The organism is Coprococcus sp. AM97-35 (assembly GCF_027697525.1).
Lineage (GTDB): Bacteria > Bacillota > Clostridia > Lachnospirales > Lachnospiraceae > Allocoprococcus > Allocoprococcus comes.
This window is the reverse complement of sequence record NZ_JAQESL010000014.1, coordinates 1-24,103: the sequence shown is the minus strand read 5'-3', so window position 1 is coordinate 24,103 and position 24,103 is coordinate 1. Positions and strand designations below refer to the sequence as shown.

The following is a 24,103-nucleotide window of genomic DNA, read 5'->3' as shown; positions in this document are numbered from 1 at the left end:
AAAGCACGTAGCAATCTGGTATCAAAGGGGTCAAAATACCTTTTGACCCCAACATCATGAAATTCCACATTCAACCAGGGTTTACACGAAAATGAATAAGGTAAAGTTGAGATTGGGCGAGAGTTCATGAAGGGGTACACCACCACGGGTGTAATTCTTTGTGTACTCTTTTTTCATTTTTAAGAACTTTTCCGTTTTGAAAGGAGGTTTTTCCATGATTACAGTTAATGGTAAAGAAGTTACTCTGACCGGACCGCTCAGTGTTGCGGATTATCTGGAACAAAACAATTATCAGATCAAACGAATCGCCGTTGAAATGAATGGTGATATTTTACCAAAATACAGCTATTCTGACACCATGCTCAAAGACGGGGACCGTCTGGAGGTTGTAAGTTTTGTAGGAGGAGGCTAAGAAATCATGTATCATACACTTACAAAAGAAGAAATCTACACCGCCCTTGACGAGCGACATTCACCGGAGACGCAGAAGCTTCTCTCGGCAGGAAATGTAGCGATCGCAGGGCTTGGCGGCCTTGGCTCTAATGTTGCTTATGCGCTTGCACGGATCGGTGTCGGTCATCTTCACCTGATTGATTTTGACGTAGTTGACATTACCAATCTGAACCGCCAGCAATATTTCATGGAGCATATCGGAATGTACAAGACCGATGCCCTGAAATCCCTGCTTCTGAAGATCAATCCGTATCTGGATATCCGCACGGACTGTGTAAAAGTTACGGACGATAATCTGCAGGAATTATTTGCAGATGCCACAATTGTCTGCGAAGCTTTTGATAATCCGGAAGCCAAAGCAATGCTGGTCAATGGAATTCTGGAACATTTCCCAGAGAAAAAGCTCGTATCCGCAACCGGAATGGCCGGCTATGGAAGTAGCAATACCATTATCACAAAACGGATCATGAAAAACTTTTATCTGTGTGGTGATGGCGTGACAGCACCAACTTACGGTCATGGACTGATGGCGCCGCGTGTTGCCATCTGTGCCGCACATGAAGCCAACATGATCACGCGGCTGATCCTCGGTGAAGAAGAAATTTAAAAATATAAGAAAGAAGGAACTTTATTATGAGTACAAATGAAGATAAATTTATCCTGGGAGGTCATGAATTCACTTCCCGTTTTATTCTCGGATCCGGTAAATTTTCTCTGGATCTTGTAAAAGCCTGTATCGAAAAAGCAGAAGCTCAGATCATCACACTTGCCCTGCGTCGCGCAAATGAAGGCGGTCTTGCAAATATCCTGGACTATATTCCGGACAATGTAACCCTGCTTCCAAATACATCCGGTGCACGTAATGCTGAGGAGGCAGTCCGTATCGCCAGACTTTCCCGTGAAGTCGGATGCGGCGACTTTGTAAAGATCGAAGTCGTTCATGATTCCAAATACTTGCTTCCGGACAACTACGAAACCATCAAAGCAACAGAAATCCTTGCAAAAGAAGGCTTTGTTGTCATGCCGTATATGTACCCGGATCTGAATGCTGCAAGAGCACTTGCTGATGCCGGAGCTGCCTGCATTATGCCGCTCGGCTCTCCAATCGGTTCCAACAAAGGGCTCAGCACAAAGGATTTCATCCAGATCCTGATTGATGAAATCGATCTGCCGATCATCGTTGACGCCGGAATCGGTCGCCCTTCCCAGGCTTGTGAAGCCATGGAAATGGGTGCTTCCGCTGTCATGGCAAATACTGCTATCGCAACTGCAGGAGATGTTCCTGCCATGGCAGAAGCTTTCAAGAAAGCCATCGAAGCCGGACGCAGTGCTTATCTTTCCGGACTGGGACGCACCATCGAAAGAGGCGCAAGCGCATCCTCACCTCTGACAGGATTCTTAGAGAATTAGGAGGCAGTCAAAATGGAAAATTCACATATCAACGAAAGTATTTTAAGTGAAGAAATTCTGGAAGACCAGAAGAAAAACCGCATTGATCATATGACTTACCTTCCGGGAATGGAAGATATCGGATCTGACGTAATGGATCAGGTCATAAGTGCCATGAACGCTTATGATTATGAAAAATATACCGAAGCTGACGTAAGACGCGCCATTGCGCATGACATCCGTACACCGGAGGATTTCGCTGCACTTCTCTCACCTGCCGCACTTCCTCTTCTTGAGGAGATCGCACAGGCTGCACAGGCAGAGACACGAAAACATTTCGGAAACAGCGTCTACATGTTTACTCCGATCTACATTGCAAACTACTGCGAAAACTATTGTATTTACTGTGGTTTCAACTGCCACAACAAGATCAACCGTGCACAGTTAAATGAGGAAGAAATTGAAAAAGAAATGGCAGCCATCGCCAAAACAGGTCTTCAGGAGATCCTGATCCTGACCGGTGAAAGCCGTAGCAAATCCACGGTGGAATATATCGGAAATGCCTGCAAGATCGCCCGTAAATATTTTAAAGTCATCGGACTTGAGATTTATCCGGTCAACTCGGACGAATACGCATTCCTCCACGAGTGCGGTGCCGATTATGTAACCGTATTCCAGGAGACTTACAATTCTGACAAATATGAAACCCTGCATCTTGCCGGACACAAACGGATCTTCCCATACCGTGTCAATGCCCAGGAACGTGCACTGATGGGCGGCATGCGCGGTGTCGGATTCGGAGCACTTCTCGGACTTGATGATTTCCGCAAGGATGCCTTTGCAACCGGATACCATGCTTATCTCCTGCAGAGAAAATACCCACATGCCGAAATCGCCTTCTCCTGTCCGAGACTTCGTCCGATCATCAACAACGACCGGATCAATCCGATGGACGTCCATGAGCCACAGCTCCTTCAGGTAGTCTGCGCTTATCGTCTGTTTATGCCATTTGCAAGCATTACGGTATCCACAAGAGAATGTGCGCGTGTAAGAGACAATCTGGTACAGATTTCTGCAACAAAAATCTCTGCCGGAGTCAGCACCGGAATCGGAAGCCATGTGGATGATATTGAGGATAAGGGAGATGACCAGTTCGAGATTTCTGACGGACGTTCCGTAGATGAGGTTTATCAGGCACTTCTTTCCAACAATATGCAGCCGGTTATGAGTGATTATATCTATGTATAGAGATCTTATTGCCGTAACAAACCGCCATCTCTGTTCCCGTCCTTTTACAGAACAGATTACCCGTGTCTGCAAGCTGCATCCGAAAGCTCTGATCCTGCGTGAAAAAGATCTGCCGGAAGAGGAATATTTTTCTCTTGCCCGGCAGGTGAAGGAAATCTGTGAACAGTTTAAAGTTCCATTTATTCCGCATTTTTATCCAGCCGTTGCGAGAGAACTCGGCTGCGACAGGCTACATTTACCACTTCCACTTTTGCTTGAAAATCCGAAAGTGGTTTCCGATTTTCATACAGTTGGAACTTCCATCCATTCTGTTTCTGAAGCAGTCGAAGCGGAAAAGCTGGGAACTTCCTATCTCACAGCAGGACATATTTATGTTACCGACTGCAAGAAAGGGCTCCCGCCACGGGGACTTCCATTTCTGCAGAATGTATGCCAAGCTGTGCAGATTCCAGTTTATGGCATTGGCGGAATCAAAATTGATGAAGCACAACTGCACGAACTGAAAAATGCCGGTGCTGCAGGAGGTTGTGTGATGTCAGGGATGATGCACGTCTGACCGGTCATTCCTCAAAATAAAAAAGGCACTATGCAGGGTAGCATATCAAACTGATATTGTCACCTTGCACAGTGTCTTTTTTATTTCACCCGAAGTTGCACTTCTTTGCCTTCTTCTACTTTTATATTTCTGTCTGTCCGTACAATAATATGTTCATGATTCATTGTTTCAACATAATACTGTCTGTAAAACCCAAGAAATTCTTCCTGTCTTACAATTCCTTTCACAGAACCTTCTGCTGCAAATTCCAGTTCCTCCGGTCTGCAGCATATTGTATTTCCATGGATATCAGTAAAACGGTTGGATATTCCAAGGAAATCTCTTGCAAAATCATTCTGTGGATGCAGATACACTTCTTCCGGCTTTCCAATCTGAACCAACTTTCCCTGATCCATAATAGCGATCTGATCTCCAAGTACCATTGCCTCTTCCTGGTCATGCGTTACAAAAACCATTGTAATTTCATATTTCTTCTGGATTTCACGGATTTCTTCCCTCATTTTTACCCGGAGTTTCGCATCCAGATTACTAAGCGGTTCATCCAGAAGAAGCACCTTCGGTTTTGTGATCAGAGATCTGACCAGTGCTACTCTCTGCTGCTGTCCTCCGGAAATTTCCCCGATCGATGCCCCGGCATATTCTTCCATATCTACGATTTTCAGATATTCCATACCCATTTCTCTGGCTTCTTTTTTTCGGATGCCACGGAACTTCAGACCATAGATTACATTTTCCAGAACACTCATATGTGGAAATAATGCATAAGACTGAAAAACAGTCGATACCGGACGCTTCTCCGGAGCCAGTGTGGTGATATCCTGGCCATCAACCAGGATTTGCCCTTCATCTGTTTTTAAAAATCCACTTATCATTTTGAGTGTTGTCGTTTTTCCACAGCCGGATGCTCCCAGAAGACACAACAGTTCTCCCTTCGGAAGGGAGAGTGATAAATCTTTTACTACTTCTTTTTCACCAAAACTTTTACTTATGTTTTTCAGTTCTAAATACACGTTTCTTTTTCCCTTTCCATGCAACAATTATCGAAAACAGCACATTTACTGAAATTGTGATCACAATAATAAATGTCGCAATCATAGATGCTTCTCCATACCGACCTGTGTTAATGCAATCAAATAATGTAAATACTGCAATCTTCTGTCCCGGTGTCACCAGGAAAATAACTGCTCCTGCTGTAACCATCGCACTTGTAAAATTATTGATAAATCCCGTTGCAAATGCCTGCTTTACATTCGGAAGAATGACATCTTTCATTACCAGAAATTTATTCGCTCCAAGATCCCGCGCTGCTGCATCAAGCTCTGTACTGATCTGCAAAAGGGAGGATGCCGAAGCCTTCGTTGTAATTGACATCTGTTTATAGATCATATTCAAGATAACAATGACCGCTGTTCCGGTAAGTTTTAACGGTTCATGATTAAATGCCAGAATATATCCGATTCCAAAACAACTTCCCGGAAGCATATACGGAAGTGTAATAATAAAGTCCAGTACTCCGCCAAATTTTATCTTTCGTCTTTCAATATAATACGAAAGTAAAATACCGATCAGACTGCCGACTATTGCTACAATAAGCGCATATTCCACACTTCGGATAAATGTATCCATATTCCGTTCCAGAAGTGCATCCAGATACATCGTTGTAAATGTGATTTTCCCACGTAAATTTCTACTGAAACTGTTTAGAAAAATGGATCCGTATTCAAGCGCCATCATTACAAAAAAGATACCTGCGCCCAGCCATACAATCACTGCTGACAGCCCACGAACCCGGAATGTATCTCCCGCTTCTACCGTCTTATTACTGTTTCCGCTGATGACTTTTTCATTTTTCTGCATTAGATAGCGGTACAGGATAAAAACAAGAATCGTCGGGATCAGAAGCAGTACATTAAGTGCCGCACTCTTATCCAGTCTGGAATACCCGATTACCTGCATATAAATTTCCGTCGAAACTGTTTCAAAACGTCCACCTATCACAACAGGCGTTCCAAAATCAGCGATCGACCGGATAAACGAAAGCAAAAAGCAGCTGAGTAGTACCGGTTTTAACAGTGGTACAACAATTCTCCACAATGTATACCCAGAGGATGCTCCAAGATCAAAAGATGCTCTTACGAGCGACATATCCATTTTCCTCAGCATTCCGATAATCATCAGTGCATTTAATGAAGAAAAGAATAACGTCTGCATTACAACAACACCAAGCCATCCATACGGGTTCAGCGAAAGTCCGAACACTCCTTTTGTGATCAGACCGTTTCTTCCGAAAAGCTGGATATAAGCGAGCGAAGCAATAAACGGCGGCGAAACCATGCTGATCAGCAAAATCGCTTCCAGAAATTTGCCCAGTTTCTTCCCTGCTGTCCATACACAGACTGATACAAGCAGCCCCAGAATTGTTGAAAAGAATGCGGATAAAACACCTACAAAAACACTGTTTTTTACAAGCTGCAGATTGGCACTGAAGATGCTCTTGTAAACTTCTGTCGAAAATCCCTCTTCTCCCACAAAACTCTGTCTGATCATGCAAAGAAGCGGATACAGAATAAAGATCAACACACCTGCTACCAGCACTGCTAATATAAAATAATCTAAAATATTATAAAAATGGGCATCATAAAATGATGCCCGTTTTTCTCTAGGTTTTCTATTCTTCACCTTTATCTCCCATCAAAGTATTCCACTTATCAAGAATTGTAGTTCTTTCTGCTCCAAAAAGTGAAAGATCTTCTTTCATCAGTTTGCTCTGGTCAAAATCGAGTTCAAGTCCTTCTATACTTGGTTTTACTAATAAACAAGTATTTTTATGATCGATTTCTGCAAGCATCTTCATATTTTCATCATCTGAGAAGAACCATTTGATAAATGCTTTTGCTGCTTCTGTGTTTTCTGCATTTGCAAATGCTGCAACACCTTCCGGAACATATGGCATTCCATCTGTCGGATATACAACTTCAACATCTGCCTGTTCTTTCAGTTCATCTAAAGTTCCATCAATATAAGTAATACCGATTCCAACTTCACCGGCTGCAGTCTTAGTGCTCGGATCAGAACCACGTTTTGAGTAATAATCTACATTCTTATTCAGATCTTCAAAGTATTTCCAGCCTTCTTCTTCTCCCTTTGTCTGAAGAAGTGCATTTACTACTGCGTAGTTTGTTCCTGAAATAGCCGGGTTAGACATCAGAACTTCACCCTGATATTCTTCTTTTGTAAGATCATCCCAGGACTTTGGAGTTTCAAGTCCTTTCTCTTTTAAGATATCATTGTTAACAATAAATCCTACAACTGTAACACCTTTAGAGAACCAGTAATTATCACTGTCCTTATATTCCGGTGCAAGTTCATCAGCTGCATCAAAATCTACTTTTTCAAGAAGGTCATTATCTTTTGCATCCATAAATGCATCGATTCCGCCCCCGAACCACAGGTCAGCTGCAGGTGTTCCGCCTTCTGCTTTAAGCTTTGATAAAACTTCTCCTGAAGACATGGAAATGAATTCTACCTTCGGTCCTACTTCTTCTGTAAACTTGTCAAATAAAGGCTGATAAGCATCCCCTGTTGTAACAACCTTCAGAGTTCCTTCCAGTTTCTTTGTCTCTTTGTCGTCTTTCTTGGTTTCTTCTTTTTTTGTAGTCTCTTCCTTTTTATCTGAGCTTCCACAGGCTACCATACCTGCTGCCATTGATACTGCAAGGAGAAGAGCTGCAAATTTTTTCATTTTTTTCATAATGTTCCTCCCTTTAACATATCTCTGATATTATTCCGACATGCTTTTTACATTCTAGCACCAGATATTTTAATTTTCAAATTGTTTTTATCTATAGATAATCATTCCTATAGTTTTTATCTATTTATTTTATTTTTATTTTCTATAAAAGAAATGCATGTGGGATACTGTACTGTCTTTACCGTTTTATTCAGTAAAAGCATTTATATCCTACACGCACTTCGTTTTACTCTCTTTTATAATTATCCCGCCAGATGAAGCACTCCGATCAGCAGAATACCACACAGTCCATAGTAAGCTACAACCGCAACAAGGTCGTTGATGGTCGTAATAAGTGGTCCGGATGCTACCGCCGGGTCGATATTGATCTTCTTGAAGAACAGAGGAATCAGTGTACCCACCGCACCGGAAATTACCATTGCCACCATCAGAGACAGACCGATACAGCCGGATACCGCATACGCGAATGCCCAGGTCTTTCCTTTGAAAAGTGCAATATAAAGTCCTAATACGAGGAATGACAAAATTCCAAGAATCGCACCATTTGAAAATGCGATCCGCATCTCTTTGAATACCAGTTCTACTTTCTGCTTTCCTGTCAGTGATTCATCCATCAGAACACGGATCGTTACCGCCAGTGACTGGGTACCGACGTTACCTGCCATGTCCAGGATCAGTGACTGGAAACACATAATGATCGTCAGCTGGCTTACTACCTGCTCAAATACACCTACAACAGAAGATACAACTGTTCCCAGTGCCAACAGAACAAGCAGCCAAGGGAGACGTTTTTTCATGCTCTCTTTGAGTGGCTCTTTCAAATCTTCTTCTGCAGTCAGACCAGCGAACATCGCATAATCTTCACCCATCTCATCATCGACCAAATCTACAATGCTCTGGGATGTGATAACACCGAGAAGTTTATTATCGTTATCCAGGATCGGAATAGAATTTTCCGAATAATCTTTCAATTTTTCGATACAGTCATCGATCAGCTCATGACCGTATACATATGGATATGATGTCACGATCAAATCCTCAAGACGTGTATCCTGTCTTGCCGTGATCAGGTCCTTCAGATCCATCGCACCGTAGAAGGTGTGATCCGCTGTCACCATAAAAATTGTAGAAATATTGTCATTTTTTGCTGCCTGACTGACAAGTTCGGTCATCGCCTGCTTTACAGTAAGATTCTCTCTGATCTCAATGTAATTCGTGGTCATTCTTGAACCGATCTCTTCATCATCGAATGCAGCAATAACTGCCATATCCTTTCTGGCTTCATCATCCATCAGCTCTAGCAAAAGAGCTCTCTTTTCTTTTGGAATCATCCGCAGTACATCTACAACCGCATCTGTTTCCATTCTGGAAAGAATTGCTGCTGCTTTCCGCACATCCATCTCATCCAGATATTCAGCAGCCTGCTTTTCATCGATATACTCGAAGATATCCGCAAGCATGTCCAGATTCAGAATCCGGCACAATTTCCGCCGCTCTGCAACGGAGAGATCCGGGAATACATCTGCAAGGTCATTCTCATGGTAGTCTTCCAGTTTGTTTCTCATAATTCCCGGAGAGGCATTGCTTCTTACAATGCCCAGGATCTCAGCTCTATAGTCCTGGTAGTCCTGATAATCCTGTGTATTTTCCATAACTTTCGCCCTCCTTATCCTTTTTCCAGCACAAAAACATGCAGAATCAAAGTCTAAAATTCTCCACATTTCTGTCTTTCATCCAATATTCAATTATGAATGTCAATACGGGAAAACAGGATAAGAAATGCTATACGAACAAACAGAATGAACTGCTGCCATTTTCCCATCCTGCGTATATACTTCGCCCATGACTATCACAACTGTCCATTCTGTTCACCTGCCTTTTGTTTGAATTTGATTAAGAAGCTTTCAACTTCCTACGCTATTATAATACCTTAGTCTACAAAATTCAAACCTTTCTGTTTATAAAATTATTTTTTTATCAACTTTTTTCTTATTTTAACACTTACATCATTTTATGATTTTTCTGCCCTCTTCATTTCCCACTCGTATTTTATTTATGCATCCGATCTCGCATAAGAATTCTTCATCTGATTGCTCAGTTCGTACAAAACCTTAGACAGTGTATCCGAAGTTTCCTTCTTCACCATCTTCGCAATCTCCCGGTTCGCTTCCCGTTTGATCTGCATACGCTTTGCTATATCACTTTCTTTCGTAAGATCGTCATCATACCGGTTTATGATCTGATGTGCCTTTGCCATCACATGTTCCTGGTAACGCTCAATATGGAAAATAGACTTTTTATAAGAAGCATCTGCCATCGCAGCGATCATTCTGCTTGACCAGTAGAAGTTCTCTGTTGAAACTTCCCCTGTCGTATTTGCAAAATATTCCGGTGTTTCATCAATATCTGCATAGAATGGAGCCATTACATTAAATGCATTTGATGCAAATGCCACCCATTCAATTGCACGGGAATCTTCCGGCTGATCCGGTCTCATCTGGATCAAAGACATAAAATCATTTCGATTGATACCAATGGAACGATATGCACCATTCATTGATTTGTCCCCGTAAGCTCCATACGGATCATAAGGTGTTCCCTGATAATGTGAAGACAGAACATATTTTACATCTTCTACTGTAACCTTCTTTTCCGGAACCATACACCACGGAATATCATCGGATACTGGTGTATAATCTGCATCCGGTCCGTCCCAGCTGTATGAATTTGGATTCAGGTAACGTTCCATAAACCAGGCTCTCGGTGTATTGTATACATGATCCGAGTCATCATGGCTTCCAAAAGCATCTCTTGGATTTAAGGTTCCATCCATGGACGGGTTCAGATGATATTTCTCAATGAATTCCTTCATATCCGGAGAACACATATAATTTTTCTGCTCACCAAGTGCATCTTCCAGATCAAATTCATCCATTCCAAGCTGGTTCGGCATCACCACATAAACCTCATCCGGCACTTTTCTGGCAATCCAGTGATGTCCACCGATTGTTTCCAGCCACCAGATCTCATTTACATCCTCGAATGCAATTCCATTCATCTCATAAGTACCGTATTTCTCGAGAATACTTCCAAGTCTCTGCACGCCTTCTCTTGCGCTGTGGATATAAGGAAGCACGATATATACAATGTCCTCTTCCCCGATTCCACCTGCAATTTCTTCCTGGTCGTCTGACTTCGGCTGATATGTAACCAGCGGATCCGCTCCAAGCACACGTGGATTGGATGTGATCGTTTCGGTTGCCGTCATTCCTACCTGCGCTTCATTTACCCCGCTTGCCGCCCAGATTCCTTCCCCCTTGACTGCGTTCGGCATGGCGGTATAACGCATCGGATTCTCCGGTAATTCTATTTTCACATGCGAAATCACTGATTCATATACCTTCGGCTGATCTTCCGGATGGATCACCACAAATTTTTTCGGCATATAAGCGCCTGACGGTGAATCATCATTCCTTGCGATCATCGTGGAGCCGTCATACGATGCCTTTTTTCCAACCAGTATTGTTGTACAAGCCATTTTATCTTCCTCCTGTTATCTCCTGACAAAATCTTTTCGTCTAATTGAAATTATAGAATCATTCCTTCTTTTTTTCAACCACCAGACAATTTGTATATATTTTAAATTTTTCGTGGACGAATTCGTAAAAACAAGGTAAAGTAATTTTATAAACTTTACACTTTACTTGAGAGGGATTTCCTTATGAATAATGACAAGGATAATGCAACTTTATATGCTGAGCTGGAAGCCGAACGTTTTATGACAGATCAGATTTCCCTGCTTCATGAAGCAGAGGATCTGGCTGACGGTATCAATTTTATGCTCAAATCGCTCGGAGAATTTACAGACGCCGACCGTGCTTATGTATTTGAAACCAGTGAAAATCATACTTCTACCAATACTTATGAGTGGTGCGCCACAGGAGTCACCCCGCAGATCCGGAATCTGCATGATATTCCTTTTGAAAGCATGCCAAAATGGATCGAGGTTTTTCTTCATGGTGAAAATATTCTGATCGAAGATCTGGAGGCTTACCGTGAATCTATGCCTCTGGAATACGAACTGTTAAAAGTTCAGAACGTTTCTACCCTGATCGCCTTTCCTATTTCTGTACACGAAAAGCTGATTGGTTTCGTTGGCGTAGATAATCCGGATATGGAGAAATCCAACCTGCTCCACCGCCTGCTGTCCCTTCTTGGAAAATATGTCGGAACCATGATCAAAGATCATAAGAATGAGCAGATGCGCCTGGAGGTTGTTGCCTCCAAATCCCGTCTGGATTATCAGCTGGAGATGGACGAAATTCTTCGTGGCGCACAGATCGGTATCTGGACGCTTGAGATGGATGGCGTTAAAGCTCCCCGGCTGCACCCAAATCCTACAATGTGTACTCTTCTTGGTGTGTCACAAGAGATGTCTCCTGAAGAAGTTTATCAGTTCTGGTATCACCGGCTTCCTCCCAAATACGTAACCCCGGTGCTTGATTATATACAGAAGGTCATTCACGAAAGTTATTCAGAAATCACATACCCATGGAATCATCCGTTACTTGGACAGATCTGGATACGATGTGGCGGTATCCTCTATCCGGATTATCAGGGAAATGGAATATGCATCCGTGGATACCATCAGGATGTCACCCGTAATATCGAAAATGAACGTAAATACCAGAACCTGACCGCTGCAACCAGTCAGATTTATCATGCAATTTACCATATCGATCTGATTCAAGACCGGATTGAAAAGCTTGCCGGTGCCAACCAGAACTATACACCGACCGGAGTTGTCACTTCCGCCACTGCGCAGTTAAATGATATCCTTGAGAAAATGGTTGCACCGTCACATCACAAGATCATGCAGTATTTCTTTGATCTGACAACGGTAAATGACCGGCTACACGGAAAGCTTTTTATAAGCCGGGAGTATCCATCTCCACAGGGGATCTGGCGCCGTGCCACCTTTATCGTCCAGAACCGCGACACTGATGACGATGTTACAGAAATTCTTTATGTAACCCAGATCATCGATGATTACAAGCAGAAAGAACTGGCTTACCAGCAGGAGCTGGTTAAGGCGGTCGAATCCGCAAATCAGGCAAATACAGCCAAGACCGACTTCCTCAACCGGATGTCACATGATATCCGCACCCCTCTTAACGGAATTCTTGGAATGCTTGATATTGCACAGAAAAATGAAACAAATCCCAAAGCACTGCTGGAGTGTCATGAGAAAATGCGTACTGCTGCTTTTCACTTAAAAGCTCTTGTCAACGATGTCCTGGATATGCAGCGGATGGAAACAGACCGATTCTTCCTTGAACAGATACCATTCGACATCCGCGAGATCCTTGACAATTGCTGGAGTATGCTGGAGGCACAGGCTTCCCGGCTTGATATCACTCTGAAAAAAATAAAACCGGGCAGTTTAAAATATCCTTATCTGATCGGAAGTCCATTACATATCCGTCAGATTTTCATGAATCTTTTAAGCAATGCAATTAAATACAATAAGCCCGGTGGTTCGATCTCTGTACACGCAAAGATCATCAGGCAGGTACATCAGAATGTTATTTACAAATTTATAATTTCTGATACCGGTATCGGTATCAGTCCGGAATTTCAGAAGCATATTTTTGAACCTTTTGCACAGGAAGATACCGGTGCCCGGACGATTTACAAAGGAACCGGGCTCGGTATGGCGATCGTTCACAGACTGGTACAGGAAATGGGCGGTACGATCCAGTTGAAAAGTGAAAAAAATGTCGGCTCAACTTTTACTCTGATCCTGCCATTTACCATTGACGAGCATCAACCTTCCGCCTCTGCGGAAACTGCCACTGATACTCCGGCAGATCTTACGGATCTTCATATTCTTGTTGTAGAGGATAATGAACTGAACCTTGAGATTGCTGTTTTCTCTCTGGAAGCCGCAGGACTTAATGTATCCACAGCCATCAACGGACTGGAAGCCGTCCGGCTTTTTGAAAAATCAAAGCCATATGAATACGACATCATTCTTATGGATATTATGATGCCGGTTATGAATGGTCTGGATGCCGCAAAGGCGATCCGCGGACTTTCCCGCCCTGATGCCACAACGGTTCCAATCATTGCCCTCAGCGCCAATGCTTTTGCGGAAGATATCCAGAAGTCAAAGAATGCCGGAATCAATGAGCATCTCGCAAAGCCACTGGAAATGGATAAGGTGTTGAAAGTGATTGCATCATATTGCAAGTAGCAGAAAGAAACAGATACTCGCTATGTATTGCATATTTTTCCAGAGTTTCTGTTTTTTAAAAAATCGGATTATCAGGCGATCTGTCATTTCCCCGATAATCCGATTTTTATTTTACTTACATCTCAAATGCTTTCTTTATACTGTCATAATGCAGAAACTTTCCTTCTGCCGCAAATGCCTTAATTTCATCTAATGTTGCAAACATATAACCATCTGTCTCTGCCTCCTGAAGATGGAGATCTTTTTCATCAATATCCATCACAAAACGATACACATCTACGAAATAATTATCTCCTTCCCCCGGATTCTCTCTCTTGTAAGTGAAAAGATAACCTCCGTCTGCCCGGCTTACATCCAGTCCTGTTTCTTCTCTGACTTCTCTTAATACAGCATCGTAAGACGCTTCTCCCGCCTGCGCAGCACCGCCGGATACCTCCCACCAGCCCGGTGCCCAGGCTTTCGTCATTACCCTTTTAGTGATCAGAAATTTCCCGTCCGGTCTTGCTACAACGCCAAGAACAGTAAGGTGATACTCCCCGTTCTTCAGACACCAGTCATTGCGCTTCATCGTTCTTCCTGTTGGTTTCTTATCTGCATCATAAATATCCCATAATTCCATTGTCTGCATCTCCTGTTCTTCTTGTCTGTAGTTTCTTATGTCATTATAATATGTCTTTCAGAACTTCACAATCCTTTATCGTCAGTTTCTCTCTGCCTTCCAGTTTTTCCTTACACTCCTTCTCTCTGTAAATCCTACAATATCTTTCAGCAGTATAATCAGTTCAAATCCGCTCCGGTACGGATAATCTCTTCCCCAGATATGCACTATCCCCTGAAAAGATGCGAACTCCCGTCCCATTACTTTTAACCAGAAAACAGCTGCATGCTCCGATTTTTTTACCAGCTCCAGTTCCTTTCCCGCTTCAAGATACCGTCTTCTTTTCTGATTTCTTCTGACCTGTGCTTTCCTCAGTAATACACCATTCTGCTCGCAAGTTTCATCCAGATACAGCAAAAGCCCGTCAAATCCTGTGAAATTGATCTGTGCATCCTCTCTTTTGGCATCCTTCCAGTACAGAATATTTCCAGACGGAATCCTTCCTTTTTCCCAGTACATCCGGATAAAGAAAAGCTCCCCGATATGCCTGTTATCATCCAGCGACCGGTCTTCTGTTTTTTCAGCAAATACTGTCTGCATTTTTATCCCCCTCATTTATATTTATCCTCTTCTTTTTTTCTTCCTTTTCCAGCACAAGATCACGCCTGCCACAAACAGATTCAGTCCGATCACAGCGTACCATCCCCGATACGTCTTCTCGCCTGTCCGGATCGGCTCCGCTCTCTCCGTCACCTCACAGCGTACGCCCCGCACCAGAAGCCGTTTGGTATTGATACCGTAAGGCGTACATGTCAGTAATGTGCAGTAATCCTTCTCCTTATCCAGGGCAAGCAGTCCCGTTTCCTCCGGTTCTACAATATCGATCCGATCGATTTGATAGAAAATCGTCTGCCGGAGCACTGTAATTGTAAAATAGTCTCCCACCTTCAGCTTGTCCAGATCCGAGAAAAGTTTCGCCCCCGGCAGTCCTCTGTGGGAAGAAAGCACCGCATGTGTTCCCTTTCCGCCTATCGGGAAACTGCTTCCTTCCACATGTCCTGCGCCATTGCAGATTGCAAAATCACCCGTTCCATGGTAAATCGGAAGTTTCACCCGGATTGCCGGAATTTCCAGATATCCCATCACACCGTCAGATGTCATATTCAAAAGTGCTCCATAACTATCAGCATTTTTGTCATTCGGCACTGGGTTATTCTGTTCCAGAAGCATCACATTATACGCTCTTGTCTGTGCGATCATTTCCTCTTCCTTCCTGACATCCAGCTTCTCCACTGACCTTTCATATCCATCCACTACCCTGCTTTGCCGACCGGCATTCCAGAGCTTTCCGACTTTTGGATAGAGCATAACCGCAATTCCCACAAAAAGGATTCCTGTCCATATAAAAAAGAAAATTCTTCCCCTTCGTTCCGGCTCATTCACTATCATACACTTCGTTTTCGTCTTTTTGCATTCAACAGGACAACTCCTGCAACAATTGCAATCAGTACTCCACTGACCGTAAAGATCATTTCACCTGTTCCACCTGTCCCCGGAAGAAGTTTTCCTGATTTATTTACAACAACTTTTACCTTTGCTGCAAAATCTGCATTTGTATAAGTTACCTTTGTCTCAGTCTCACTTTCTGTAACATTTCCATTTTCATCAAGATATGTACTGGCGTCCGTCCTTGTCGCCCTGATCTTTTCGGCACTTACCAGAAATGACTCCGTCAGCTTGTTATATCCTTCTGGTGCTTTTGTTTCTGTAACTCTGTAATCACCCATCTTCAGACCTTTGATCACCACAGCTCCATCACTTCCGGCTTTCACCTTTCCGGTTCCGGTCTGTCCGCCTTTTACAGTATACACACCGCTTTCTTCTTCTGCCTGAACCGAGAACGGCACTTCAAATTCCACTCCGGTAAGTGCCTCTCCTTTTTCATTAACCTTCTGAATCACAACCGCATAGGTATCTGTTGTTGTAGAGTCCTCTATCGAGCTTTTTCCCGGTTCCTCTGTCGTATAATTCCATGAAAATCTGGCACTGTTCTTATTTCCTTCACCGTCGATCACTGCTTTATCGTTTAACACAGCCGTATAATCAATGGTAATTTTTGCCCCGGTATCATAAAGATTTTTCCAACCATTTTCTCCTTCATCCGCTGCCCAAGGGATCGTAACCGGGAAAGTTGTGTTTTCAAACTGTTCCAGCGGTTCTTCTTCAATCATCACAGATGTGATCTTTGCTGCATCAAATCCGGTTGGAAGAGTATCTTCAATGATGAATTCCTTGATCTGCTTGTCTGCAACATAATTCGAGGTGTTGATCTGTAAACGGAAATGAACCGTTTCACCGATACTGACATTATTTTCCTTTACCTGTTTACCATCGTCAAGTACAATACTTTTCCCTCCGGCATTCCCGTCATTCCCCGGAGTCCACTGCGGCTCCTTACTGTTTTTGTCCACGATCTGCGCGTCTTTTGCAACACTCGTTACCATGATCATACCGCCATCTTTTAAAGTGCTGGTGACATAATAGTAGCCGTATGGAAGACCGGTAAATTTTAATATAGAGCCATCGGAAGTTTCACTGCATACTTCCTTTCCATTTTCTTTTATCCAGGCAATTGCCCCTTCAGAAAGTTGCTCTTTAGATCCAGCTTCATATGCATCCTCAGTCGCAGTTATATTTCCTGCTGAATCCTTTTTAAAATAAGGATTTTCAGAAATATCTTTTTTTGTATATGCTACCGAAGTCCCTTCCGCATTCACTTTTGCATCAAATATCTTATAAATTGTATAATGAATCCCTTTTGATGCATTCTCAATCGTAATACTGCCATTACCTCCTGCCCCCGATACACTTTCCTGTGCAAATGCCGTCACCGACATCCCCACGATTGTTACTGCCATTACCAAAACGGATAACAGCCGTCTCAATTGTCTCATTCTTTTTCCTCTCTTTCTTTTTATTTTCGGATCCTTTCCTCATTTTACACATCCATACAACCGTTTTCCGCTTCTTTTCCGTCCAAAAACCGTTTCTTTTTCATCCTTTTTTCGTTTCTTTTACAAAATCTTTTGAACCATTCATTTTTTATTCCTTTTACAGCAGACATTCACAATCAAAAAACTGTACAAAGAATGTGTAGTCCAATAAAATCTCTTCAAAAAAATCGGGAGGCTGTCTGATAACAGTCTCCCGATTTTTGCTATATTTCCCATTATTCTTTTTGATTCAACAACGTTCCCAAAGTGTTTTCCGCCCAGCTGTAATTCGTCATATACACTCCTTTGAACAGCTTTTTATGTTTTTCTTCATCCTCCAGGTAGTCATACAGATCACACTCCACATGCTCTGTGCGGATACGGCTCTCCTGATTTACCCGGTGCAGGACTCTTTCGATTCCGTATGCATTTAACGTTCTCCGAAGTTCTTTTACCACTTTGCGGAATTTATCTTTTATTCTTTTTTCTGTACATTCATCCTCCCATAAATAACTGATCGCATCCCCCGTCGTCACAAATCCTCCTCTTCTGTCAACCAGAAGTGCCAACAGTTCTTTGGCTTTCTTACATGAAAAAGGAATCGTTTCCCCATCCACAAAAATATCAAAATAACCGAATGTGCGGATTACAATCCTTTTCCCTTCCATCTTTGTCAACTCACTGTACATTCTCTTTTCCCCCTTCATTTAATGAGAATCTTTATCATCATACACTATCCAAATGAGCAGACTCAACATTCCATGCCAAAACATTACTTTCGTAACTTTTTCACACTATTCGACATTCCACTTTAACATTCTCTTCTTCTGAAATCTTTCATCTCTTTTCCATCTAACGCTGCATATTCCAGAACATCATCTGTGTTATATACAAGCTTTAATGAGAAAAACGGCTGCTCATTTTCAAGGAGTTCAAAAAAGATCCGATCCCCTTCCCACAATTCCAGTTCTCCGATCTTAGACTTTTCTACCCATTCCAGTTCTCCTTCATCACACGCAATCGGCGTTCCTGTAAAACCATCTGCCGTATAAAGCGACATATATTCTACTACATCTTCGCCATATACAAAGGTTACAATCCCACGATATCTCCAGGATGTCAGCGTGTATCCCGTCTCTTCCCATACCTCACGAAGAAGACATTCCTCCGGGCTTTCCCCTTTTTCAAAATGACCGCCTACTCCGATCCACTTGTCTTTATTGATATCATTTTCTTTGACAGTTCGGTGAAGCATCAGATATTTTCCATCCTGTTCAATATAACAAAGTGTGCTTAATTTTACCATTTTACGTTCCCTTTCATACACAAAATATTTTATGAAAATTATAATCTATCTTCTGGTATTTCTCAACTTCCATGACCTGTCTTTTTCCACCATTCCTCCTTCTCTTTAATTGCAAATATTGTCCGCAAATAGTATAATGATGTTTAAGGATTGTGGGAATTGCGTAGCAATGGAGCAATCCGGTTACATCAGTAAGTGGCAAAATTCACTTTTGACACTCACATCGTATAATATCTTCAAATAGACCAAAATTGTAGATAAGGAGTCTCTGTTTTGACAAAAGAAAACTATAAAATAAGCAAAATCCAGATCGGATTTTACTATTTTCTGATGTTCCTGATACTTATCTGGTTTCTGGTAATACAATTCACAGGAATTAACAATCACAATGCCAGAATCCAATCCAGCGACATCACATATCGTGGTACTTTTACCTGGATTCACTCCGATGGGAGCAAAGAACAGATTGACGTCCCCGGACATTACAATGTTCCTGCAAAAGAAACTATGGTCATTACCACAACACTTCCTGAAAATTATACGCAAAGTTCACTTGCTATACGTTCCTCTCTGCAGGATATCCGTTTCTATATTGACGGAGTGCTTCGCACTGAATACACAACCAAAGACCATCGACTGACTGGGAAAAATTCTGCCAGCTGTTATGTTTTCTGTCCTACTTCAGCAGCAGATGCAGGAAAAGAACTCCGTATTGAGCTGACTACCAATACCTCTAACTATTCCGGTGTAGTCAATGAGATCTATTCCGGAGACAAGAGTGATATCTGGGAATATATTTTTGAATCTTACGGACTTGAGACTATTATTGCTTTCTTCATCTTGTTCGCCGGTATCATTACCATCCTTTTCAGTATCGCACTCGGAATTGTCTATGACAGAAAATTCGATATGGAATATCTTGGATGGTGCATGACCATGGGAGCTACATGGATGCTCGGCGAATCCAAGCTCAGACAGCTTATAGTTCCGAATCCATCTGCACTGGGGACTTTATGCTTTGTGATGATCATGCTCGTTCCGATCCCGGTACTTTTTTATGCAGATCTCATTCAACAGGGGCGTTATAAAAAGCCTTACTTTTACCTTGGCTGTGCGGCATTTGGTAACTTTTTGATCTGTCTGGTTCTTCATCTGACTGGCATTGCTGATTTTATTGAAACTCTGCCGTGCGCCCACGTGATTCTTGCAGTCACCTTCTTTCTGATTTTCCTGACTTTCTGTCTGGATATGCGAAAGAAAGAATACCGGAAAAACAAATTGGTGCTGATTGGCCTGATCATTGCAATGCTTGCCATCGCCATCGAATCCATTTCTACATATTTTGTAGTTTTGATTTCCGGTCTTTTTATTGGTGTCGGCATGTTGATCCTTCTTTTCATTAACATTATCCGTACAATAAAGAATGTGCATACCATTGAAATGCATCGTCAAAAAGAGGAGCTTTTGAAACGTAAACGGCAGATGGAAAAAATTTCCTTACAGATGATGCAGACTCTCTCTACAACCATCGAGGCCAAGGACGAATACACCAGAGGGCACTCCCATCGTGTTGCGGAATACTCTGCACTGATTGCGCAGGAAATGGGTTGGAATCGCTCTGAAATCGTCAATCTCCGACATGCAGCTCATCTGCATGATATCGGAAAAGTCGGCATCCCTGATATTATTTTAAACAAGCCATCCAGACTGACAAACGAAGAGTACGCTGTTATTAAGGAACATACGGTTATTGGTGCTGAGATTTTGAAAAATGTTTCGATCATCAATCATGTAACCGAAGTTGCCCGATCTCATCATGAGCGTTATGATGGTCATGGTTATCCGGACGGTCTAAAAGGTGAAGAAATTCCGATCCATGCGCGAATCGTTGCTGTTGCTGACAGCTATGACGCAATGAATTCCCGCCGTATTTACCGTAATTCTCTTCCAAAAGAAACAATTTATGAAGAAATACGCAAAAACAGAGGAACTCAGTTCGATCCGGAAATCGCAGATATTTTTCTCAGACTGATGGATGAGAATCGTCTGACGATCACAGATACTTATCTGGAAATTGATGACGAGCCAGCTCTTCCTGGCATGGAATTTGAAATCAGCAACTTCATTTCCAATGTTATGAATACGATGAAGAGCCAGGAGGAATCAGAAAATTTTGATCTTCTTACCGGACTCCCTATGCGAAATACCGGTCAGAAAATGATCGCACAGCTGATGCAGGAACACAATGGCTGTCTGATCTTTATGGATATGGATAATCTGAAAAAGATAAATGATATCTACGGTCATAAAGCCGGCGACCGTGCACTGAAAGCACTTGGAGCTCTCCTCTCCGAGCATATCGGAAATTCGGTTGGCTGCAGGTTTGGTGGCGATGAATTCCTTCTTTTTGTACCGGATGCCGGTAAAAATGAAATATCCGAGCTTATGGAAACTCTGTTTTCCCGCTTTGATTCTGAGAAGAAAAAAGATTTTGAGATCCGTGTTGCATCCATTTCTGCCGGACTTTGCATGTGTACCAAGGGAGATTCCTTTGACGAGTGTTCTTCCAAAGCAGATAAAGCACTCTATTATGTCAAGCAAAACGGAAAACACAATTTCTTTTTCTATCAACAGATGGACAATACCGTATTCCCGGTTTCCAGCGTAGCAAAAGATCTTTCCCTTGTGGCAAAAGCACTTCGCAACAGCGGAAACTATTCCGGAGCACTTAATCTTAATTACCGTGAATTTTCTAAGATTTATGAGTACATCAACCAACTTGGAGAACGACATAAATACCATTGTTTCCTGGTCATGGTCACAATGGAAACCGCTCCGGATTCTATGATGTATATTGAAAATATTGAACAGGCACTGGAATACATGGAGGAAGCGATCCGTCACAAGATCCGTAGGATTGACGTGTGTACACGGTATAGTGCCATGCAGTATCTGATCATTTTATTTGAATCAGATGAAAGTCAGATTCCAAAAGTTATGGACCGTATTTTCATTCAGTATTATAAACTGTACGATAAACGGGATTTCATTCCGAAGTATGAATATCTTCCGGTGAATGAACACTCGGAGGAAACAAATCCTCAAAATACTTCAGATCACCTTAACCAAGATATCCATCCAGTATAGAAATTTTACCACCTGAAACAAGAGATCCCTGTACCCTTTCCGGCACAGGGATCTCTTTAATCTCTTTCAGTTCCATTCCAAGCTCTTTCATATACTGAATCATGTCCAAACAGGCATTCTACTTGATGTCATAATAGCGGTAGTGCGTCTGTTCATCCACATAGCACGGCTTCTGAAGCCCCAGTGAATTAATATCACCTTTTAGCTATTGTCCTTAGAAGCACTCCAGAAATATTTCCAGAATCTCCTCATGTGTCATCTTCTTATAACTTCCATCCACCAGATAACAAGAATCCGCAATTTCTTTCAGATCCTCTTTTTTCTCCACGCCTACTTCCCGAAGTGTTGTCGGAAGTCCGATCTCTCTGATAAAATCAGCCAATGCCTCTACGCCAGCTTCAGCCATCTCTTCATCGGTACGTCCATTTCTCGGAATTTTCCATACATTTTCCGCAAACCGGGTAAATTTCTTTGCGCCTGCCTGACAGATATGCCGATAATAAACCGGATGCAGCACAGCAAGCCCACATCCATGACTGCAGTTGGTATAAGCACTGATCTGATGCTCCATCTGATGGCATTCAAAATCACATCTCTTGCCAAGCTTGATGATCCGGTTCTCCGCCATTGTAGACAGCCACATCAGATTGCTTCTTGCTGTATAATCCTCCGGATTTACCAATGCCGCACGAAGACTTGTTATCACGCCGCGCATCAGAGCTTCCGAAATATCATCTGATACGTTATCCTCGTCCGGCTCACTGAAATAAGTCTCCATAACGTGAGACAGGATATCAAAGCTTCCTGCCACCATCTGTTTTGTCGGAACAGTATAAGTGTAAGTCGGATCCATTAATGCAAATTCCGGATTGCATTTCGGATAATCCCGGTCTGTCTTGATCATGACCTCTTCATTGGTAATAACTGCTCCCCCGTTGCACTCGCTGCCTGTTCCGGACGCTGTTACGATCACGCCAAGTGGCATCGGTTCAAAATCCACAACACCCTTCTTCGCCCAGTACTCATCCCACACATCTTTCTCGCTGACCGCTGCCATGGAAATTGCCTTGCTGCAGTCCATAACCGAACCACCGCCGACTGCAAGGATCCAGTCCACCTGTTTTTCCTTTACCAGCTTTGTGCCTTCCAGCACCTTCTTATAAGTCGGATTTTCCATGATCCCCGGAAATTCAATGATCGTTTTCCCGGCTTTTTCAAGTGCCGCTATGACTTCCTCATAAACTCCATTTTTCTTGATCGAGCCGCCGCCATAGGCAAGCAGAACCTTATCCCCATGCACCGCAGCGATTTTCGGCAGATACTCGCCGACACATCCTTTCCCGAAATATACTTTCGTTTTATTTTCAAAAATAAAGTTATTCATCCTTTTTCTCCTTTATGTAATTTAAGCAAAATATGTTTCGGCAGATTTTCTTTTTTCAATGATCCATTCCGAAACATCCCTCTTTTGCCACAGATACTTATATTATAGTCCCTGAAAAAATTTATCGTCAATATCTTTCCGGTTTGCACACATTCCAAAATGGAACCCGCAATTTTCCCTAATGACTTCTTTACATGGTTTTCCATGCCATCATGTAGTTTATACAGGTTTCTCTCCAGCAGTTTTTATTCAATTTCAAAAAAACATGCAAAATAAACAGATATATGGTATGATAGAAAGCAAAAAACAGAAAGTACAGGAGGGTTAACATATGTATATTACATGTCTGGATGTCGAAGGAGTACTTGTACCGGAAATCTGGGTTGCATTTGCAGAAGCAAGTGGAATTCCGGAACTGAAAAGAACCACAAGAGATGAACCTGATTATAACAAACTGATGCGTTGGAGACTGGATACTTTAAAAGCGCATGGTCTCGGAATCAAAGAAATTCAGGAAACAATTTCCAAGATTGATCCGCTTCCGGGCGCAAAAGACTTCCTGGATGAGCTACGTTCCTTCACCCAGGTAATCCTTCTCAGTGATACCTTCACCGAATTTGCAATGCCGCTCATGGAAAAGCTTGATCATCCGACACTTTTCTGCAACAGTCTGGAAATTGCGGAAAATGGTGAGATCACAGACTTCAAGATGCGTGTGGAAAATTCCAAACTAACAACTGTGAAAGCACTGCAGTCCATCGGATTTGAAACAATTGCAAGTGGGGATTCTTACAACGATCTGGGTATGATCCAGGCAAGTAAGGCAGGATTCTTATTCCGTTCAACCGACAAGATCAAAGCGGATTATCCGCAGATCCCGGCATATGAAACCTATGAAGAACTGCTTGGCGCAATTAAAGATGCAATGAAATAAAAGATAATTGCATATTGCATAGCGATATGCGTAAAAAACCTTACCGGTTTTCAGTTTTTACGTCTGTGATATGCTCCCTTTTAGGTAG

General features: G+C 42.5%; 21 protein-coding genes. 8 read left to right on the top strand and 13 right to left on the bottom strand.

Annotated elements, in window-relative coordinates:
* The first annotated feature begins 214 nt into the window (after positions 1 to 214).
* The 5 genes from thiS to PG840_RS10815 are packed head-to-tail and all read left to right on the top strand — an operon-like array spanning position 215 to position 3,646.
* Positions 215 to 412 carry a sulfur carrier protein ThiS gene (gene thiS / locus PG840_RS10835; RefSeq protein WP_008368609.1) on the top strand — a complete coding sequence of 66 codons (198 nt, stop codon included), beginning with the start codon at positions 215 to 217 and terminating at the stop codon, positions 410 to 412.
* Positions 413 to 418: 6 nt separating this feature from the next.
* Entirely contained in the window at positions 419 to 1,060 is a 642-nt protein-coding gene (gene thiF, locus PG840_RS10830; protein WP_008368611.1) for a sulfur carrier protein ThiS adenylyltransferase ThiF, read from the top strand.
* A gap of 26 nt (positions 1,061 to 1,086) precedes the next feature.
* Positions 1,087 to 1,863, top strand: coding sequence for a thiazole synthase (locus PG840_RS10825; protein ID WP_118198621.1), 777 nt, complete (start codon positions 1,087 to 1,089; stop codon positions 1,861 to 1,863).
* A 12-nt stretch (positions 1,864 to 1,875) separates the two neighbouring features.
* Complete coding sequence (gene thiH, locus PG840_RS10820) at positions 1,876 to 3,090, top strand: 2-iminoacetate synthase ThiH (protein ID WP_022219951.1); 1,215 nt, start codon at positions 1,876 to 1,878, stop codon at positions 3,088 to 3,090.
* Positions 3,083 to 3,646: a thiamine phosphate synthase gene (locus tag PG840_RS10815; RefSeq protein ID WP_117836143.1), complete on the top strand. Its 564-nt coding sequence runs from the start codon at positions 3,083 to 3,085 to the stop codon at positions 3,644 to 3,646. Before thiH ends, PG840_RS10815 begins: the two co-directional genes overlap by 8 nt.
* 80 nt (positions 3,647 to 3,726) lie before the next feature.
* Here the strand turns inward: PG840_RS10815 and PG840_RS10810 are convergent, their stop codons facing one another.
* From PG840_RS10810 to PG840_RS10790, 5 genes are all read right to left on the bottom strand, one after another.
* Positions 3,727 to 4,656: an ABC transporter ATP-binding protein gene (locus PG840_RS10810; protein ID WP_117836145.1), complete on the bottom strand. Its 930-nt coding sequence runs from the start codon at positions 4,654 to 4,656 to the stop codon at positions 3,727 to 3,729.
* Positions 4,628 to 6,325 (bottom strand): ABC transporter permease, encoded by a 1,698-nt coding sequence (locus tag PG840_RS10805; protein WP_270613636.1) that lies wholly within the window; start codon positions 6,323 to 6,325, stop codon positions 4,628 to 4,630. The genes PG840_RS10810 and PG840_RS10805 overlap by 29 nt, the downstream gene beginning before the upstream one ends.
* Positions 6,315 to 7,388 carry an ABC transporter substrate-binding protein gene (locus tag PG840_RS10800; protein ID WP_442872510.1) on the bottom strand — a complete coding sequence of 358 codons (1,074 nt, stop codon included), beginning with the start codon at positions 7,386 to 7,388 and terminating at the stop codon, positions 6,315 to 6,317. The genes PG840_RS10805 and PG840_RS10800 overlap by 11 nt, the downstream gene beginning before the upstream one ends.
* Positions 7,389 to 7,639: 251 nt before the next feature.
* Complete coding sequence (mgtE, locus tag PG840_RS10795; protein WP_117557279.1) at positions 7,640 to 9,049, bottom strand: magnesium transporter; 1,410 nt, start codon at positions 9,047 to 9,049, stop codon at positions 7,640 to 7,642.
* Between the two features lie 401 nt (positions 9,050 to 9,450).
* Positions 9,451 to 10,935 carry a C69 family dipeptidase gene (locus PG840_RS10790; protein ID WP_117557277.1) on the bottom strand — a complete coding sequence of 495 codons (1,485 nt, stop codon included), beginning with the start codon at positions 10,933 to 10,935 and terminating at the stop codon, positions 9,451 to 9,453.
* A gap of 183 nt (positions 10,936 to 11,118) precedes the next feature.
* Here PG840_RS10790 and PG840_RS10785 point away from each other — a divergent pair, with 183 nt between their 5' ends.
* Positions 11,119 to 13,653, top strand: coding sequence for an ATP-binding protein (locus PG840_RS10785; protein ID WP_270613634.1), 2,535 nt, complete (start codon positions 11,119 to 11,121; stop codon positions 13,651 to 13,653).
* A gap of 115 nt (positions 13,654 to 13,768) precedes the next feature.
* On the opposite strand, the gene PG840_RS10780 is transcribed toward PG840_RS10785, so the two are convergent.
* The 6 genes from PG840_RS10780 to PG840_RS10755 form a co-directional block, all read right to left on the bottom strand.
* The gene (locus PG840_RS10780; RefSeq protein WP_022219940.1) at positions 13,769 to 14,272 is read right to left on the bottom strand and encodes an NUDIX hydrolase; all 504 of its coding nucleotides are present in this window, start codon (positions 14,270 to 14,272) and stop codon (positions 13,769 to 13,771) included.
* Positions 14,273 to 14,353: 81 nt separating this feature from the next.
* The gene (locus PG840_RS10775; RefSeq protein WP_117557271.1) at positions 14,354 to 14,851 is read right to left on the bottom strand and encodes a hypothetical protein; all 498 of its coding nucleotides are present in this window, start codon (positions 14,849 to 14,851) and stop codon (positions 14,354 to 14,356) included.
* A 21-nt stretch (positions 14,852 to 14,872) separates the two neighbouring features.
* Positions 14,873 to 15,700, bottom strand: coding sequence for a class C sortase (locus tag PG840_RS10770; protein ID WP_117557269.1), 828 nt, complete (start codon positions 15,698 to 15,700; stop codon positions 14,873 to 14,875).
* Positions 15,697 to 17,205: a SpaA isopeptide-forming pilin-related protein gene (locus PG840_RS10765; RefSeq protein WP_270613633.1), complete on the bottom strand. Its 1,509-nt coding sequence runs from the start codon at positions 17,203 to 17,205 to the stop codon at positions 15,697 to 15,699. Before PG840_RS10765 ends, PG840_RS10770 begins: the two co-directional genes overlap by 4 nt.
* 275 nt (positions 17,206 to 17,480) lie before the next feature.
* Complete coding sequence (locus tag PG840_RS10760) at positions 17,481 to 17,933, bottom strand: AfsR/SARP family transcriptional regulator (protein WP_055155495.1); 453 nt, start codon at positions 17,931 to 17,933, stop codon at positions 17,481 to 17,483.
* Positions 17,934 to 18,055: 122 nt separating this feature from the next.
* A complete protein-coding gene (locus PG840_RS10755; protein WP_008368677.1) occupies positions 18,056 to 18,550 on the bottom strand; it encodes an NUDIX hydrolase in 495 nt (164 codons plus the stop codon).
* 273 nt (positions 18,551 to 18,823) lie between these two features.
* Between PG840_RS10755 and PG840_RS10750 the strand changes: the two genes are divergently transcribed.
* Positions 18,824 to 21,697: an HD domain-containing phosphohydrolase gene (locus PG840_RS10750; RefSeq protein WP_270613632.1), complete on the top strand. Its 2,874-nt coding sequence runs from the start codon at positions 18,824 to 18,826 to the stop codon at positions 21,695 to 21,697.
* On the opposite strand, the gene PG840_RS10745 is transcribed toward PG840_RS10750, so the two are convergent.
* Together PG840_RS10745 and PG840_RS10740 are read right to left on the bottom strand one after the other, a co-directional pair.
* Positions 21,672 to 21,800: a hypothetical protein gene (locus tag PG840_RS10745; RefSeq protein ID WP_270613631.1), complete on the bottom strand. Its 129-nt coding sequence runs from the start codon at positions 21,798 to 21,800 to the stop codon at positions 21,672 to 21,674. The two genes, PG840_RS10750 and PG840_RS10745, sit on opposite strands and share 26 nt — an antisense overlap.
* 111 nt (positions 21,801 to 21,911) lie before the next feature.
* The gene (locus PG840_RS10740) at positions 21,912 to 23,081 is read right to left on the bottom strand and encodes an iron-containing alcohol dehydrogenase (RefSeq protein ID WP_270613630.1); all 1,170 of its coding nucleotides are present in this window, start codon (positions 23,079 to 23,081) and stop codon (positions 21,912 to 21,914) included.
* Positions 23,082 to 23,412: 331 nt separating this feature from the next.
* Here PG840_RS10740 and thrH point away from each other — a divergent pair, with 331 nt between their 5' ends.
* Positions 23,413 to 24,015: a bifunctional phosphoserine phosphatase/homoserine phosphotransferase ThrH gene (gene thrH / locus PG840_RS10735; protein ID WP_055296565.1), complete on the top strand. Its 603-nt coding sequence runs from the start codon at positions 23,413 to 23,415 to the stop codon at positions 24,013 to 24,015.
* Positions 24,016 to 24,103 lie beyond the last annotated feature (88 nt).